This window comes from Glycomyces albidus, from assembly GCF_009451885.1.
Taxonomy (GTDB): domain Bacteria; phylum Actinomycetota; class Actinomycetes; order Mycobacteriales; family Micromonosporaceae; genus Glycomyces; species Glycomyces albidus.
This window is the reverse complement of the sequence record NZ_WIAO01000029.1, coordinates 1-14,302: the sequence shown is the minus strand read 5'-3', so window position 1 is coordinate 14,302 and position 14,302 is coordinate 1. Positions and strand designations below refer to the sequence as shown.

Annotated in this window: 15 protein-coding genes and 1 pseudogene; 11 read left to right on the top strand and 5 right to left on the bottom strand. The window is 70.4% G+C overall.

What is annotated here, in order from left to right:
- Window positions 1–109 precede the first annotated feature (109 nt).
- The 6 genes from GFD30_RS19825 to GFD30_RS19800 all read left to right on the top strand — a co-directional run bounded on the left by GFD30_RS19825 (window position 110) and on the right by GFD30_RS19800 (window position 6,751).
- Window positions 110–814, top strand: coding sequence for a carbohydrate kinase family protein (locus GFD30_RS19825; RefSeq protein WP_153026921.1), 705 nt, complete (start codon window positions 110–112; stop codon window positions 812–814).
- 214 nt (window positions 815–1,028) lie between these two features.
- Window positions 1,029–2,687: a peptide ABC transporter substrate-binding protein gene (locus tag GFD30_RS19820; RefSeq protein WP_227996722.1), complete on the top strand. Its 1,659-nt coding sequence runs from the start codon at window positions 1,029–1,031 to the stop codon at window positions 2,685–2,687.
- Window positions 2,688–2,754: 67 nt separating this feature from the next.
- A complete protein-coding gene (locus GFD30_RS19815) occupies window positions 2,755–3,765 on the top strand; it encodes an ABC transporter permease (protein ID WP_153026919.1) in 1,011 nt (336 codons plus the stop codon).
- Window positions 3,758–4,678 (top strand): ABC transporter permease, encoded by a 921-nt coding sequence (locus GFD30_RS19810; protein WP_153026918.1) that lies wholly within the window; start codon window positions 3,758–3,760, stop codon window positions 4,676–4,678. Before GFD30_RS19815 ends, GFD30_RS19810 begins: the two co-directional genes overlap by 8 nt.
- A gap of 5 nt (window positions 4,679–4,683) precedes the next feature.
- Window positions 4,684–5,721, top strand: a complete 1,038-nt coding sequence (locus GFD30_RS19805; protein WP_322633438.1) for an ABC transporter ATP-binding protein — start codon at window positions 4,684–4,686, stop codon at window positions 5,719–5,721.
- A complete protein-coding gene (locus tag GFD30_RS19800) occupies window positions 5,711–6,751 on the top strand; it encodes an ABC transporter ATP-binding protein (protein ID WP_153026917.1) in 1,041 nt (346 codons plus the stop codon). The genes GFD30_RS19805 and GFD30_RS19800 overlap by 11 nt, the downstream gene beginning before the upstream one ends.
- 46 nt (window positions 6,752–6,797) lie before the next feature.
- On the opposite strand, the gene GFD30_RS19795 is transcribed toward GFD30_RS19800, so the two are convergent.
- Together GFD30_RS19795 and GFD30_RS19790 are read right to left on the bottom strand one after the other, a co-directional pair.
- Window positions 6,798–7,223: a toxin-antitoxin system YwqK family antitoxin gene (locus tag GFD30_RS19795; RefSeq protein ID WP_153026916.1), complete on the bottom strand. Its 426-nt coding sequence runs from the start codon at window positions 7,221–7,223 to the stop codon at window positions 6,798–6,800.
- Window positions 7,224–7,322: 99 nt separating this feature from the next.
- Window positions 7,323–7,799 carry a GNAT family N-acetyltransferase gene (locus GFD30_RS19790; protein WP_153026915.1) on the bottom strand — a complete coding sequence of 159 codons (477 nt, stop codon included), beginning with the start codon at window positions 7,797–7,799 and terminating at the stop codon, window positions 7,323–7,325.
- Window positions 7,800–7,890: 91 nt separating this feature from the next.
- Here GFD30_RS19790 and GFD30_RS19785 point away from each other — a divergent pair, with 91 nt between their 5' ends.
- Complete coding sequence (locus tag GFD30_RS19785; protein WP_407649114.1) at window positions 7,891–8,478, top strand: TetR/AcrR family transcriptional regulator; 588 nt, start codon at window positions 7,891–7,893, stop codon at window positions 8,476–8,478.
- Between the two features lie 91 nt (window positions 8,479–8,569).
- Window positions 8,570–9,514 carry a Vgb family protein gene (locus GFD30_RS19780; protein WP_153026913.1) on the top strand — a complete coding sequence of 315 codons (945 nt, stop codon included), beginning with the start codon at window positions 8,570–8,572 and terminating at the stop codon, window positions 9,512–9,514.
- 60 nt (window positions 9,515–9,574) lie between these two features.
- Here the strand turns inward: GFD30_RS19780 and GFD30_RS19775 are convergent, their stop codons facing one another.
- Both GFD30_RS19775 and GFD30_RS19770 read right to left on the bottom strand, forming a co-directional pair.
- Window positions 9,575–10,177 (bottom strand): superoxide dismutase, encoded by a 603-nt coding sequence (locus GFD30_RS19775; RefSeq protein WP_153026912.1) that lies wholly within the window; start codon window positions 10,175–10,177, stop codon window positions 9,575–9,577.
- 163 nt (window positions 10,178–10,340) lie between these two features.
- Complete coding sequence (locus GFD30_RS19770; RefSeq protein ID WP_407649112.1) at window positions 10,341–11,474, bottom strand: cysteine desulfurase family protein; 1,134 nt, start codon at window positions 11,472–11,474, stop codon at window positions 10,341–10,343.
- 131 nt (window positions 11,475–11,605) lie between these two features.
- Between GFD30_RS19770 and ctaC the strand changes: the two genes are divergently transcribed.
- The 3 genes from ctaC to GFD30_RS19755 all read left to right on the top strand — a co-directional run bounded on the left by ctaC (window position 11,606) and on the right by GFD30_RS19755 (window position 13,600).
- Window positions 11,606–12,526 (top strand): aa3-type cytochrome oxidase subunit II, encoded by a 921-nt coding sequence (gene ctaC, locus GFD30_RS19765; protein ID WP_153026911.1) that lies wholly within the window; start codon window positions 11,606–11,608, stop codon window positions 12,524–12,526.
- 12 nt (window positions 12,527–12,538) lie between these two features.
- Entirely contained in the window at window positions 12,539–12,985 is a 447-nt protein-coding gene (locus GFD30_RS19760) for a cytochrome c oxidase subunit 4 (RefSeq protein ID WP_153026910.1), read from the top strand.
- 147 nt (window positions 12,986–13,132) lie between these two features.
- The gene (locus GFD30_RS19755) at window positions 13,133–13,600 is read left to right on the top strand and encodes an NUDIX hydrolase (protein WP_153026955.1); all 468 of its coding nucleotides are present in this window, start codon (window positions 13,133–13,135) and stop codon (window positions 13,598–13,600) included.
- 570 nt (window positions 13,601–14,170) lie between these two features.
- Here GFD30_RS19755 and GFD30_RS19750 read toward each other — a convergent pair.
- Window positions 14,171–14,302: pseudogene (locus GFD30_RS19750) on the bottom strand (integrase core domain-containing protein); the annotation flags it as partial.

The following is a 14,302-nucleotide window of genomic DNA, read 5'->3' as shown; positions in this document are numbered from 1 at the left end:
GCCGGGCTTCGCCGTGCGTTAGGCTGGGCGCCCCCGGCCGGGTGATCCGCTTTTGCCCCGCGCCTTCCGAATCCGATCCTCCCGTCCCCGACTGAACGAGGACTGCTCAGTGGCACTTGTCGTGCAAGGCATGAAGACCGCCGTCACCGGCACCACCGCCGAGGCCGTCGGCCACGGCATGGCCCGCCTCGGGCAGGCCCCCGTCGTCCTCGACCGCGAGGAGCTCGACCTCATCGAGGTCATGGAGCGCGGCGGGTCCCTCGGACTCATCCACATCGGCCCCGCCGACGCCAAGGCCATGCACGCCTACGCCGACCAGGCCCGGGACCTCGGCCTCGAGTTCAGCGCCGACCCCGGCGACCTGGAGGGCGAGGAGGCCGTCGAGTTCCTCTCCGGCGCGAAGTTCCTCGTCACCAGCGAGCACCGGTACCACCTGCTCCAGGCCACGACCGGCCTCGCCGACGACGACATCCTCGAGCGCGTCCGCGTCCGCGTGACCACGCTCGACCAGGACGGCGTCGAGATCGCCGGCCACGACATGGACCGGGTGCGGGTGCCGTTCGCCCGCGCCCGCGAGATCATCGACCCCGCCGGGGGCGTCGAGGCGTTCACCGCCGGGCTCCTGTCAGGACTCGGGTGGGGCATGAGCCTGCGCCGCGCCTCCGAAGTGGGCAGCCAGCTCACGGCGCTCGCCCTCGAGTCGGTGGGCCCGCAGGGGTACTCGGTCAACCCGGTGGAGTTCGTGAACCGCCTCGAGCAGTCCTACGGCCCGGCCGCCGCGGCCGAGGCGTCCGCCTACCTGTTGCCCGAGTGAACTCCCGGGTCTTCCGGACCCGCACCCGCAACAGTCGTCGCATATGGCCGGATTCATCCGGCAATCCCGTCGAAACATTGCACGCGCAAGGTCTCTGGTTACCGTCCGGCAGGTAACGATTTCACAACGCACTCTTACATTTAGTTGTGTTGTGCGACATGGTGTGAGGTATCCCACGACCCACTCACACCCAGGAGCGTTCCCAGTGCGACGAATGCGAATGACCGTTGCCGCGATCGCGGCCGCCGGACTCGCGGCCGCCACCGCGGCCTGCGCCGGCGACGAAGGCGACGTCGACGGCGAGGGCGACGGCGGCGGCGTCATCAACATGCAGATCGGCGAGGTGCGCAGCCTCATCCCCGGCGGCTCAGGCGAATCCGAGGGCTACCGGATCATCAAGAACGTCTACGACGGCCTGGTCTACTACGACATCGAGACCGGCGAGCCCGAGAACCTGGTCGCCGAGGAGATCACCTCGCCGGACAACCAGACCTGGACCATCAAGATCAAGGACGGCCTGACCTTCCACAACGGCGAACCGGTCAACGCCGACGCCTTCATCCGCTCGTGGGACCGCACCGCCTACGCCCCCAACGCACTCCCGCTGAACTACTTCTTCGGCACCTTCGAGGGCTACGCCGAGATGAACCCCGACCCGCTGCCCGAGGACCAGTGGGCCGACCCCGAGGTCCCCGAGTACCCCGAGGTCGCGACCACCCACCTGTCCGGCGTCACCGCGGTGGACGACCTCACCATCGAGGTCAAGCTCACCGCGCCGTTCATCGGCTTCCCGACGATGCTCGGCTACGAGGCGTTCTACCCGGTCGCCGAGGAGTGCCTGGCCGACCTCGAAGCCTGCGAGGCCACGCCGATCGGCAACGGCCCCTTCATGTTCGAAGAGCCGTACGACCCGCAGGCCGGCGGCACCGCCGTCGTCTGGGAGGACTACGCGGGCGACAAGCCCAAGATCGACGCCGTCGAATGGCACGTCTACCTCGAAGGCGACGACTGCTGGGCCGACTTCCTCACCGGCGACATCGACATCTGCTCGCCCTCCGCGGCCGACTACCAGTCCGCCATGAGCGACACCGAACTCGCCGAGCGCGTCATCCAGCAGCCGGACCCGAGCATCCTCATGCTCGCCTTCCCGCTCTACGACGAGAAGTTCCAGGACGTCAACGTCCGCCGCGCCATCTCGATGGCCATCGACCGCGAAGGCGTCCTCAACGTCGTCGGCCCCGAGCGCTTCACCCCGCTCGACGAATGGGTCCCCGAGTCCATCCTCGGCGGCGGCACCAACTCCTGCGGCGAGTACTGCACCTACGACCCCGAAGCGGCCCAGGAGCTCCTGGCCCAGGCCGGCGGCTGGCCCGAAGGCGAACCGCTCAAGATCTGGGTCAACGACGCGGCCGACAACCTCGACATCTTCCGCGCGATCGGCGACTCGATCTCCGAATCGCTCGGCATCACCTACGAACTGGTGCCGATGGAGTGGACCGAGTTCCTGACCGCCCGCGAGAACCACCAGCTCGACGGCCCGTTCCGCTCCGGCTGGGGCCCCGACTACAACCTGAACGAGAACTACCTCGAGCCGATCTACGGCGGCGGCGCCAGCGTGAACGACCAGGGCTGGGAGAACGAGGCGTACAACGCCAAGATCGCCGAGGCCGGCGCCGCGGCGACCCTCGACGAGGCCGTCGCCCTCTACGCCGAGGCCGAGGCCATCCTCGCCGAGGACATGCCCAGCGTCCCGGTGTTCGGTGAGAACTTCAACTTCTTCTACACCGAGCGCCTCGACAACGTCGAAGTCCACCCGATCTACGCGGGCCCGCGCGGCGACTGCGAACTGCGCACCGTCACGATCACCGAGTAGCGACCACACTGCGACACCCGGGCGGGCCACGGCGTTGGCCCGCCCGGGCCGCTAGAACGGGAACACAATGGGACGCTACGTCATCCGCCGTATTCTCCAGGCACTCCTGACCCTCGGGATCGTGCTCTTCCTGCTGCACTACCTGATGGCCCTGTCCGTCCAGATCCGAGGCAACCCGGCGCTGCTGTTCTTCGGCGGCGACCGCACCCCCGACCCCGCCATGCTCGAACAGGTCGAACGCCTCTACAACCTCGACAACTCCTGCTACGAGCGGGTCGGCGACCCGTGCATCACGCCGTTCGTCGAGCGCCTCCAGGACTACGTCCAAGGCGACCTCGGCACCACCCTGAACGGCAACCGCGACGTCGCCCAGCTCCTGTCGATCTACATCCCCAACACGCTGCGGCTGTTCGTGTTCTCGGTGATCACGCTCGTGGCCGTCTCCATGGTCCTCGGGACCTGGGCGGCACGCCACCGCGGCAGGTTCATCGACCACACCGTCCGCGGCACCACGATCCTCGCCGACTCGATCCCGGTCTTCCTCATCCTGCTGTCCTACGTGTACATCGTCGCGGTCCCGCTCACCCGCTGGGCCAGGGGCATCTGGGGCACCGAGTCGTTCATGGGCCAGGTGTTCAGACCCAACTACAACCCCGACTACCCGTGGACGACGATCATCATCCCCGGGATCATCGTCGGGACCGTCGGCCTCGCCACCATGACCCGCCTGATCCGCGCCTCCCAGCTCGAGAACCTCGGATCCGACTTCGTGCGGACCGCCAGGGCCAAGGGCCTCAAACCGATGCGCATCACGATCGTGCACGTCATCCGCAACTCGATGATCCCGATCGTCACCGGCATCGGCTTCCTGTTCGCCTTCATGCTCTCCGGCGCGGTCCTCACCGAAGGCGTCATGGGCATCCCGGGCATGGGCCGCATGATCTTCCAGGCCGTCCAGCGCCAGGAGGGCAACCTCGTCATCGTCGGGCTCACCGTCTCGGCGTTCGTGGTCGTGTTCGTCAGCCTGATCGTCGACCTGCTCTACGCCGCACTCGATCCGAGGATCCGCTATGAGTGAACTGACCGCGCCCGTCCCCACCACCGAGCGGCAGGCCTCGCTGTGGTCGGACGCCTTCCGGACCATGCGCCGGCGGCCCGACGTCATCATCGCCACGCTCGTCCTCCTGCTGGTGTTCGCCATGGCCGCGTTCCCGCGGCTGTTCACCGACAAGGACCCCACCCAGTGCCTCGGCCGCGAGGCCCGCCTGCGGCCCGACACGTGGTTCACCGGCGACCACCCGCTCGGCACGGACGCCTTCGGCTGCGACTTCGCCGCCACCCTCGTCCACGGCACGCGGCCCACGATCGCGCTCGCGCTCAGCGTCATCGTCGCCTCGGTCGTCATCGGGCTCGTGCTCGGCATCTACGCGGGGTACTACGGCGGCTGGCTCGACTCGGTGATCTCCCGCGCGCTCGACGTGTTCGTCGTCATCCCGATGCTCATGGGCGCCATCCTGATCCTGAGCCTGTTCCGCGGGCGCGTGTCCACCGAGAGCCTCGTCGAGACGATCGCCGCGCCGGCGATCGCCCTGACCCTCTTCGGCTGGATGGAGTTCTGCCGCTACACGCGCGCGGCCACCCTGGAGACGAAGAACCTCGACTACGTGATCGCCGCGAAGTGCCTGGGCGCGAGCGACCGCCGGATCATGTTCAAGCACATCCTGCCGAACGCGATCGTCCCGGTCACCGCCGTCGTCCCCACCACCATCGGCGGCATCATCGTCACCGAGTCCGCGCTCGCGGTCCTCGGCATCGGGGTGCAGCCGCCCGCCACGAGCTGGGGCGTCCTCCTGTCCGACGGCACCGAGTGGGCCGGCGGCGGGTACGTCTACCTCTTCGCGTGGCCGCTGGGCCTGCTCATCCTGACCGTGTTCGCGTTCGCGACCTTCGGGGACGCCCTGCGCGACGCCCTCGACCCGAAACTGAGGTGATCCCGGTGTCAGAGACCGTCCGCGTCATCGGCGACACCCTCCCGGGCGCCGACTTCAACGCCCCGCTGCTCGAAGTGGACGACCTGCGCGTCGAATTCCGGGTGCGCGGGCAGCGCATCCCGGCCGTGCGCGGCGCCAGCTTCACCCTCGAGCAGGGCCGCACGCTCGCCGTCGTCGGCGAGTCCGGCTCGGGCAAGTCGGTGACCTCGCAGGCCATCATGGGCATCCTCGACACCCCGCCGGCGACGATCACCGGCGGGGCGGTGCGCCTCCACGGCGTCGACCTCCTCGAGCAGAGCGAGGAGACCCGCAGGGAGGTGCGCGGCAACCACATCGCGATCGTCTTCCAGGACGCCCTGTCGGCGCTCAACCCGCTGTGGTCGGTCGGCTTCCAGATCGGCGAGCTGTTCCGCGTCCACCGCGGCACCAGCCGCAAGGACGCCAAGCTGAAGGCGGTCGAACTGCTCGACCAGGTCGGCATCCCCGACGCGAAGAACCGCGTCGGCGACTATCCGCACCAGTTCTCCGGCGGCATGCGCCAGCGCGTGATGATCGCGATGGCGCTCGCGCTCGACCCGGAGGTCCTCATCGCCGACGAGCCGACGACCGCCCTCGACGTGACGGTGCAGGCGCAGATCATGCGGCTGCTCAAGCGGATCCAGGCCGAGCGGAACATGGGCCTGATCCTCATCACGCACGACCTGGGCGTGGTCGCCGACGTCGCCGACGAGGTCGCGGTCATGTACGCGGGGGAGGTGGTCGAGCGCGCCGGGATCCGCGACGCGTTCAAGCGGCCGGCCCACCCGTACACGAAGGCGCTGCTGCGGGCGATCCCGCGCGTCGACACCGTCGGCCAGGAGCTGGAGGTGATCCGCGGGCTGCCGCCGAACCCGGCGAAGCTGCCGGGCGGGTGCCCGTTCCACCCGCGCTGCTTCGCGGCGGAGGACAAGTGCGCGACGGAGGTGCCGCCGTGGATCGAGCCCGCCGAGTTCCACGGCTCGCGCTGCCACTTCGCCGAGGAGGTCTACACCGATGAACGCTGAACTGGGCCAGGCCGACACCGGGACCGATCCGGTCCTGGAGGCGAAGGACCTCGTCAAGCACTTCCCGATCCAGCGCGGCATCGTCGTGAAGCGGACCGTGGGGCACGTGCAGGCCGTCGACGGCGTCGACCTGAAGCTGCATCCGGGCCGCACGCTCGGCGTGGTGGGGGAGTCGGGCTGCGGCAAGTCGACGCTCGCGAAGCTCCTGGTGGGCCTGGAGACGCCGACGTCGGGCTCGATCAAGTTGGAGGGCAGGGAGATCGGGAACCTCTCGGCCCGCCGGATGCGCCCGTTCCGGCGCGACGTCCAGCTCGTGTTCCAGGACCCGTACACCTCGCTGAACCCGCGGTTGACCGTGGGCGACATCGTCGGGGAGCCGTTCGAGATCCACCCGGAGGCGGTCCCGAAGCGGGGGCGCGCCGGCGAGGTCAAGGAGCTGCTGGACATGGTCGGGCTGAGCCCGGACCACATCAACCGGTACCCGCACCAGTTCTCCGGCGGGCAGCGCCAGCGCATCGGGATCGCCCGGGCGCTCGCGCTGCGCCCGAAGGTCCTGGTGTGCGACGAGCCGGTGTCGGCGCTGGACGTGTCGATCCAGGGGCAGGTGATCAACCTGCTCCAGCGGCTCCAGGACGAGCTGGGCCTGGCGTACGTGTTCATCGCGCACGACCTGTCGGTGGTGCGCCACATCGCCGACGAGGTCGCCGTGATGTACCTCGGCAAGGTGGTCGAGCGCGGGACGGGGCCGGAGATCTACGACCACCCGCGGCACCCGTACACGCAGGCGCTGCTGTCGGCGGTGCCCGTCCCGGACCCGGATCTGCGCGGCCACCGCGAGGAGATCGTCCTGCAGGGGGACGTGCCGTCGCCGATCGACCCGCCGTCGGGCTGCCGCTTCCGGACCCGCTGCTGGAAGGCGACCGACCGCTGCGCCGAGGAGGTCCCCTCGCTCGCGGTGGGCGACCGGGGCACGCATCCGACGGCCTGCTTCTACGCGGAGGAGCGGGACGTCACGCACGCGGTCAAGTGACCCCTCGATGGGAGGCCGGGCAGCCCGCGGCCCGGCCTCCGGCCCCTCATGGCCGGGGGCGGTGGTTCGTGGTCTTCTTGACCGACCCGTCGGGGTTGAAGACGGTCCACCGCCCGGTCTTCCTGCCGTGGTCGTACTCGCCGTGGTCGAGCGGGTCGCCTTCGGCGGTCCAGCGCTCCCAGACGCCGTGCTTGGCCTCGTCGTCGTCGAAGCCGCCCTTCTGGAGGAGTTCGCCGTTGGCGCGCCACCAGGTCCACCGGCCCGTGACGCGGCCGTCGCGGTAGGCCCCTTCGGACCGGAGGCGGCCGTCGTCGGCGTAGTGGCGCCACATGCCCTGGCGCAGGTCCTCGACGTACTCGCCGACCTCGTACCCGCCGTGCGGGTCCCGTTCGGCCCACAGCCCGGTCTTGCGGCCCCGGTCGTCGACCGCGTTCGGGTACTCCTCGGGTGTGGGCGCCACCGGTGCGGCCATCGCCTCGCTCCTTCGCCTCGTCGCGTTCGCAGCGCGGCCGCGGGTGCGCGGCCTCCGGTCGAGCGTAGGCGAGCGGGGCGCGGCGCTGTGCGGATCCGGTCAGTCGAGCCGCTTCTCGTAGCAGACGGAGACGTCGGAGTCGACGTAGTGGCCGTAGCGGGGGATGGGCCGGTAGCCCTCGCGGCGGTAGAAGCGGTTGGCGTCGGGCATGCGGGCCTCGTCGCCGGTCTCGAGGCGCAGGGTGCCCCAGCCCCGGCCGCGGGCGGTCGCCTCGAGCGCGGCGAGGATCGCGGGGGCGACGCCGGAGCCGCGGAATCCGGGGAGGACGTACATGCGCTTGACTTTGGCGGTGCCGGCGTCGAGCCGGCGCAGTCCGCCGCAGCCGACGGCGGTGCCGTTCGCGTCGACGGCCACGAGGAAGACCTCGATGTCGGCCGAGGAGGGGGCGGGGCCGGGTTCGTGGTCGTCGCAGCCGAAGCGCGCGTCGAGTTCGGCGCGCTGGGCGGCGCGGAGGCGGGCGCCTTCGGGATCGTCCCAGGCGCGGGGCTCGATCCGCCAGTCGGTGGTGGTGCGCATGCTGGTCTCCAGTCCGGTCGGGCCCCGGCAGGCTCGTCATGACAAGTGTTACCGTAACAGGTGTTACGAAGTTGAGGAAGGGGAGTGGGCCATCGCACGCCGAGCCGATCCGGAGTCCCAGCAGGAGCGCATCTCGGAGGCGGTCTGGAGCATCCTGGCGCGCAAGGGGATCGAGCACCTGACGATCCGCGCCGTCGCGTCCGCCGCGGGCTGCACGACCGGTCTCGTGATGCACCGATTCCCCGGCCGCCGGGCCCTGCTCGCGCACGCGCGCGACCTCCTCCACGCCCGCACCCGCGTCCGCGTCGAACGACTCGAAGCCGAGGCGCCGACCCCGCGGGCGGCCCTCCGCGCGGTGCTCGCGCAGGGCATGGCCCTCACCGAGGACGCCGCGCAGGAGGCCCTGGTGTGGATGGGGTTCCTGGCGGCCTCCGTCGGCGACCCCGAGCTCGCCGACCTTCACCGCCGCAACAACCGGGTCTGGCGCGACCGGGTCGCCCGCCTCGTCCGCGAGTCCGCGCCCGACTGGGGCGCCGACCGCGTCGACGCCGCGGTCCTCGCCCTCGTCGGCGCCACCGAAGGCGCCGCCCAGCTCGCCTGCTTCGACCCCGAGTCCTACAGCGCCGCACTGCAGGAGGCGATGCTCGACGCCCTGCTGGACGCGCTCGGCCTGGCCTGAGCGCCGCGCGGGACGCCTCCCGAAAGCGCCGTGCGCCCGCCCCCGCCGTCCGGTAACGTTGCCTGTTCCGCAACGGATTGGAGCGAACCTCTTGACCCGCATCGACATCACAGCGATCCGCGTCGCCGACCACAAGAGCGGCCCCTACGCGATCACGACCGGCCCCGACCGGGCCCTGTGGTACACCCTCGTCCACAGCGGACAGATCGGCCGCCTCGTTCCGGGCGGCGAACCCGAGTATTACGATCTCGACCCGGGCTGCGGCCCCACGGTCATCGCGGCGGGACCCGACGGCGCGCTCTGGTTCACCGAGTACGAGGCGAGCCGCATCGGCCGCATCACCACCGCGGGCGAGGTCACCGAGTACGAACTGCGGCGCGACGCCAAGCCGTTCGGCATCGCCGCCGGCGCCGACGGCGCGCTGTGGTTCACCGAGACCGCCGCGAACCGCATCGGCCGCATCACCACGAGCGGCGAGACGACCGGCTTCCCGATCCCCGTCGACAACGCCTTCCCGTCGGCGATCACCGCCGGCCCGGGCGATGCGCTCTGGTTCACCATGAACGCGGCCAACGCGATCGGCCGGATCGGCCTGGACGGCGAGGTGACCGTCCACCCGCTCCCCACCGAGGGCGCCGCTCCGGTCGGCATCTGCGCGGGACCCGACGGCACCGACCTCGGCGGTACCGAACGCAACGGCACCGGACACAATGGCACCGAACATAATGGCGCAGTCTGGTTCGTCGAGATCGGCGCCGGGCAGATCGGCCGCATCGACGAGGACGGCACCGTCACCGAGTACCCGCTGCCCGACCGGGCAGCGCGACCGCACGCGATCGCCGCCGGCCCCGACGGCGCCCTCTGGTTCACCGAGTGGGGCGCCAACCGCATCGGCCGCATCACCGCCGACGGCGCGATCACCGGCCGGGAGCTGCCCGAAGCCGGCAGCGAACCCCACGGCATCGCCGCCGGCCCCGACGGCGCGCTCTGGGCCGCCCTCGAGACCGGCGCCCTCGCCCGCTGCACGGGCTCCTGACACGCGACCGGGCCGCGGCCGCACACGGGGGAGTGCGCACCGCGGCCCGGAGCCTCAGGCCTACCCGGCCTTCGCCGCCTCGTAGCGCGCGGCCACGTCCTGCCAGTTCACGACCTCCCACATCGCCTTGACGAAGTCGGGCCGGACGTTCTTGTACTGGAGGTAGTACGCGTGCTCCCAGGCGTCGAACGCCAGCAGCGGCACCGACGTCTGGGCCACGTTCCCGTGGTGGTCGTAGACCTGCTCCACGATGAGCCGCTTCGAGAGCGGCTCGTACGACAGCACGCCCCACCCGGAGCCCTGCACGAGCGTCGTCGCCGCCGAGAGCTGCCCGTGGAAGCCCTCGAACGACCCGAAGTACTCGTCGATCGCCTCGGCGAGCTCGCCCTCGGGGCGGTCGCCGCCGTCCGGGCTCATGTTCTCCCAGTAGAGGGAATGCAGGACGTGGCCCGAGACGTTGAACGCGAGCGTCTTCTCGAGCCCCACGATCGAGGAGAAGTCGCCCTTGTCGCGCGCCTCGGCGATCCGCTCCAGGGTGTCGTTGGCGCCCTTGACATATGCCGCATGGTGCTTGTCGTGGTGCAGTTCGAGGATGTACCCGTTGATGTGCGGCTCCAGCGAGCCGTAGTCGTAGGGCAGGTCCGGAAGCGTGTAGACGGTCATCGTCGCCTCTCTCTATCGCGGCAGATCGAACGTTGTCGCCACAGTTTCACAACTGCAAGTTATTTGCAATAGAAGTCGGCACGGGTCGCCCCGTGATTCCCGTCGTCTTAAGACCAACGTCCCGGCCGCGCCCGCAACCCAAGCCGCGCAACGCGTCGGCGCACTAGCGGGCCAGCCGCCGGATCGACTCCACGATCCCCGGCAGCACCTCCAGGAACCGCTCCACCTCCGCCTCGGTGGTCTCCCGGTGCAGCGACACCCGCACGTTCCCGTGGCTCAGCACCCCCATCGCCTGGAGCACGTGCGAGGGCCGCAGCCGCGTCGACGCGCACGCCGACCCCGACGACACCGCGAAGCCCGCCCGGTTCAGCTCCGTCAGTAGCACCTCGCCGTCCACCCCCAGGCACGAGAACGTGACGATGTGCGGCAGCCGGTCCACCGGATCGCCCGGCAGCTCCACCTCCGGAATCGTCAAGGCGATGTGCTCGCGGATCTGCTCGGTGAGCGCCCGCGCCCGCTTCGACAGCTCCTCGCGCTCGGCGACCACCGCCCGCAGCGACGCCGCCGCGGCCACCGCCGCCGGCACGTCGATCTCGCCGATCGCCTCCCGGATCGACGAGTCCTCCCCGGGGAACGGATTGCGCCAGCGCACGCCCTTCCGCACGACCAGGATCCCCGCCCCCGACAGGCCGCCCCACTTCCGGGCGCTGGCCGCGAGCACCGACCACCCGTCGGGCACCGGCTCCCACGGCAGGCTCGCGGCGGCGTCCACGACCAGCGGCACGTCCCCGGCGCCCGCCGCGACGGCGGCCACCGGCTGCCGGGTCCCGACCTCGTGGTTCGCGGACTGCACCGCCAGGACCGACGCCTCGTCGCCCCCGTCGACCCCTGCCAGCGGGTCGGGGTCGACCCGCCCGAGCCGGTCCACCGGGACCGCCGCGACCCGGCCGCCGCGGGCCTCGAACCACTGCGCCGCGTGCAGCACCGACGAGTGCTCGACCGCGCTGTGGACGAGCGGGCCGGGCTCGCTGCGGGCCGCGATGACGCCGAGTACGCCGGCGTGCACGGCCTGTGTCCCACTCGATGTGAAAGTGACCTCATCAGCGCTCACGCCCAGCGAGGCGGCCGCCGACTGGCGGGCGGCCTCCAGCAGCATCCGGGACCGCCGGCCCAATGTGTACAGTCGGCCGGGCCCGGCCCATCCCTCCGACAAAGCCGCAGCATACGCGTCTCGGGCCGCCGGGTGCGGCGGCTGGGCGGTCGCGCCGTCGAAGTAGGTCTCGGTCACGGTTCCAATCTAGAACCCTCCCGGCCCCGAACCCAACCCCTTGGTCCCCGCCGCACGGGCTAAGCAGTAGGCTCTTGCCGTCAAGTCCGTGCCTTGTCGCCTGCCCGGCGGCGGACGCGGAGCCGAGCGCTGAGAAAGGCATGAGACAGGTGGTCGGAAAACCGTCCCGAGAACGTCGCGGCCGAGCCCGCCGCGCGATAGGTCTCACCGGGATCGCCGCGCTGCTCCCGATCCTCCTCGCGGGCTGCAGCGTCGCCGACGCCTTCTACTTCGGCTGGCCCCGCACGACGCCCACCACGCAGTCCGAGCAGATGTTCGACCTCTGGATCGGCTCGACGATCGCGGCCCTCGCCGTCGGCGTCGTCGTCTGGGGCCTCACCTTCTGGTGCATCGCCGCCTACAAGAAGAAGGACACCGACACCGAGCTGCCCCGCCAGACCAAGTACAACCTCCCGGCCGAGCTCACCTTCACGGCCCTGCCGTTCGTGCTCATCGGCGTGCTCTTCTACTACACGGTCATCGTCCAGGACAACGTGACGAAGATGAGCGAGCAGCCGAGCGCCTGCACCGAGATCACCGCGTTCAAGTGGAACTGGCAGTTCACCTACACCGACGAGAACTGCGATCCCCTGACCGGAGCCGACGGCCAGCCCGTCACCGAGACCGGCGACTCGGACTACATCCCGATCATCGTGGTCCCCAACCAGGACGACGTGCGCTTCACCGCCCACGCCGAGGACGTCATCCACTCCTTCTGGGTCCCCGACCTGCTCTTCAAGCGCGACGTGTTCCCCGGGTCGGACAACAGCCACACCCAGTGGGAGGTCGACTTCAACTCGGAGGGCACCTTCGTGGGCCGCTGCGCCGAGCTGTGCGGCGCCTACCACGCCTTCATGAACTTCGAGATGCGCGTCGTCTCCCCCGAGGACTACCAGACCTTCGTCGACGCCCGCGTCGACGGCGCCAGCACGCCCGAGGCCCTCGAGCTCATCGGGCAGGAGCCGTACGCGACCACGACGCACCCGTTCGACACCGACCCGGCCTCGGGCGAAGCGAGCTAGGGAGGACCAGCGATGAAGACAGAGAACCGGCTGTTCGCCATCGTCGCAGTGTCGATGTTCGTCTTCGCGGCGATCTACGGCTACTGGACCTGGGAGAACGACAACCCCACCTACGGCCGCCCCGGCGAGGTCGAGTGGGTCGGGACGATCGCCCTGATCTTCTCCGGCCTCCTGGCCGGCATGGTCTGGCTCGTGTTCTGGGTGATCTCCCGCCGTATCGACCCGCGCCCGGAGGACCGCCCCGACGGCGAGATCTCCGACGTCTCCGGCGAAGTGGGCTTCTTCAGCCCCGGCTCGTACTGGCCGCTGGGCCTGGCGCTCACCGCCGTCCTCTGCGGCCTGGGCCTCGTCTTCTGGCTGCCGTGGCTCATGGTCGCGGGCGGCGCGGCGCTCATGCTCGCCGTCGGCGGGCTCACCTTCGAGTACTACACGGGCACGCGCAAGCTCGGCCCGCAGTAGCGGACGCACGCAGAAGGCCCGGAGCGCGATGCTCCGGGCCTTTCGCGCGTATGTAGGGTGTGGCAGGTGACTCCCTCTGTGCGGCGCCGGAAAGCGCCTCTGCTGCGGCGCCTCGCGGGCACGGTGTTCTACAGCCTTCCGCACCCGATGCGCCGCCGGATCGTGCGGATCGCCACGCCGACGTACACGCTCGGCTCCGTCGTCCTCGTCATGGACGCCGACCGCACGAAGCTGCTCATGCTCCGCCAGCCGCCGGGCCGGCGCTGGTCGCTCCCCGCGGGACTGCTCAACCGCAACGAGCAGCCCGTCGAAGGGGCCCGCCGCGAACTCGCCGAGGAGACCGGCATCGAAGCCGACCTGAGCGAACTCGCCCCCGCCGACCCGTGCGCCGTGGTCCACACCAGCGGCCGCTGGGTCGACAACGTCTTCCGGCTCACCCGCGACCCAGAGACCACCGAGATCATCGTCGACGGCCACGAGGTCTGGGACGCCGCCTGGCACCCCGCCGACGCCCTCCCCGAGATGACCCGCGCGACCGCCAAGCTCCTGTCCCACTACGACCTGGGCCCCCTCCGAGCCGCCGACCCGTCCGCAGAACCCCCGGCCTCGGCCTGACGCGCACCACGCCCCAGAGCCGGAACGATCCGGAATCGCGCACGACCGCCGCACGTGAACGCCCTCGCGGGCGCAAGACTGGGAACGAGATGGCCGATACGCCGGATAGCGTTGACGGTTCTCCCGCGTCGCAGGTCCACGTCGTCAACAGCCGCTCTAGCTGCGGGTTTACCGGGCGGCTGCTGGTGAACATCGGTGGATGTCGGTGGCTCTATGACGGCCCAGCGACGGCCCCACGGCCCCACGACGGCCCGAAAACGGCCCCAGAGCGTTCGCACGCGCCCGGGGTAACCGGAACTACAACGGACTCGCCACCTTGCCGCAGCCGACGCTTGCGGCGGCAAGTAGCCCTATCCGCTCCTGCGGTGGTGCCGCCGACCGCCACGGTCCCGACCCAAGAGACCCGGATGCCGTTCGCGTCGGCCTCGCTCGAATCAGAGCCGGAGTCTCGCTCGATCAATACGCACGTATGTTCGAAGAATGCGGAGCTACCCACAACCCCGCTGTCGCTGCCTTGGCGCCCCTGCGCCCACCCGGCCCGGCTTCGTGCTCATGCCGGCCGTTCTGCGTCTAGTTGTGATGTTCGGGGAGGTTGTTCAGTCGGGTGATCGGTGGCTGGCCTCCGATGGCGGAGTGGGCTCGGTGGTGATTGTAGAAGTGGAGCCAGCCCGGCAGGGCTTGCCTGCGCTCGGTTTCTGAGGT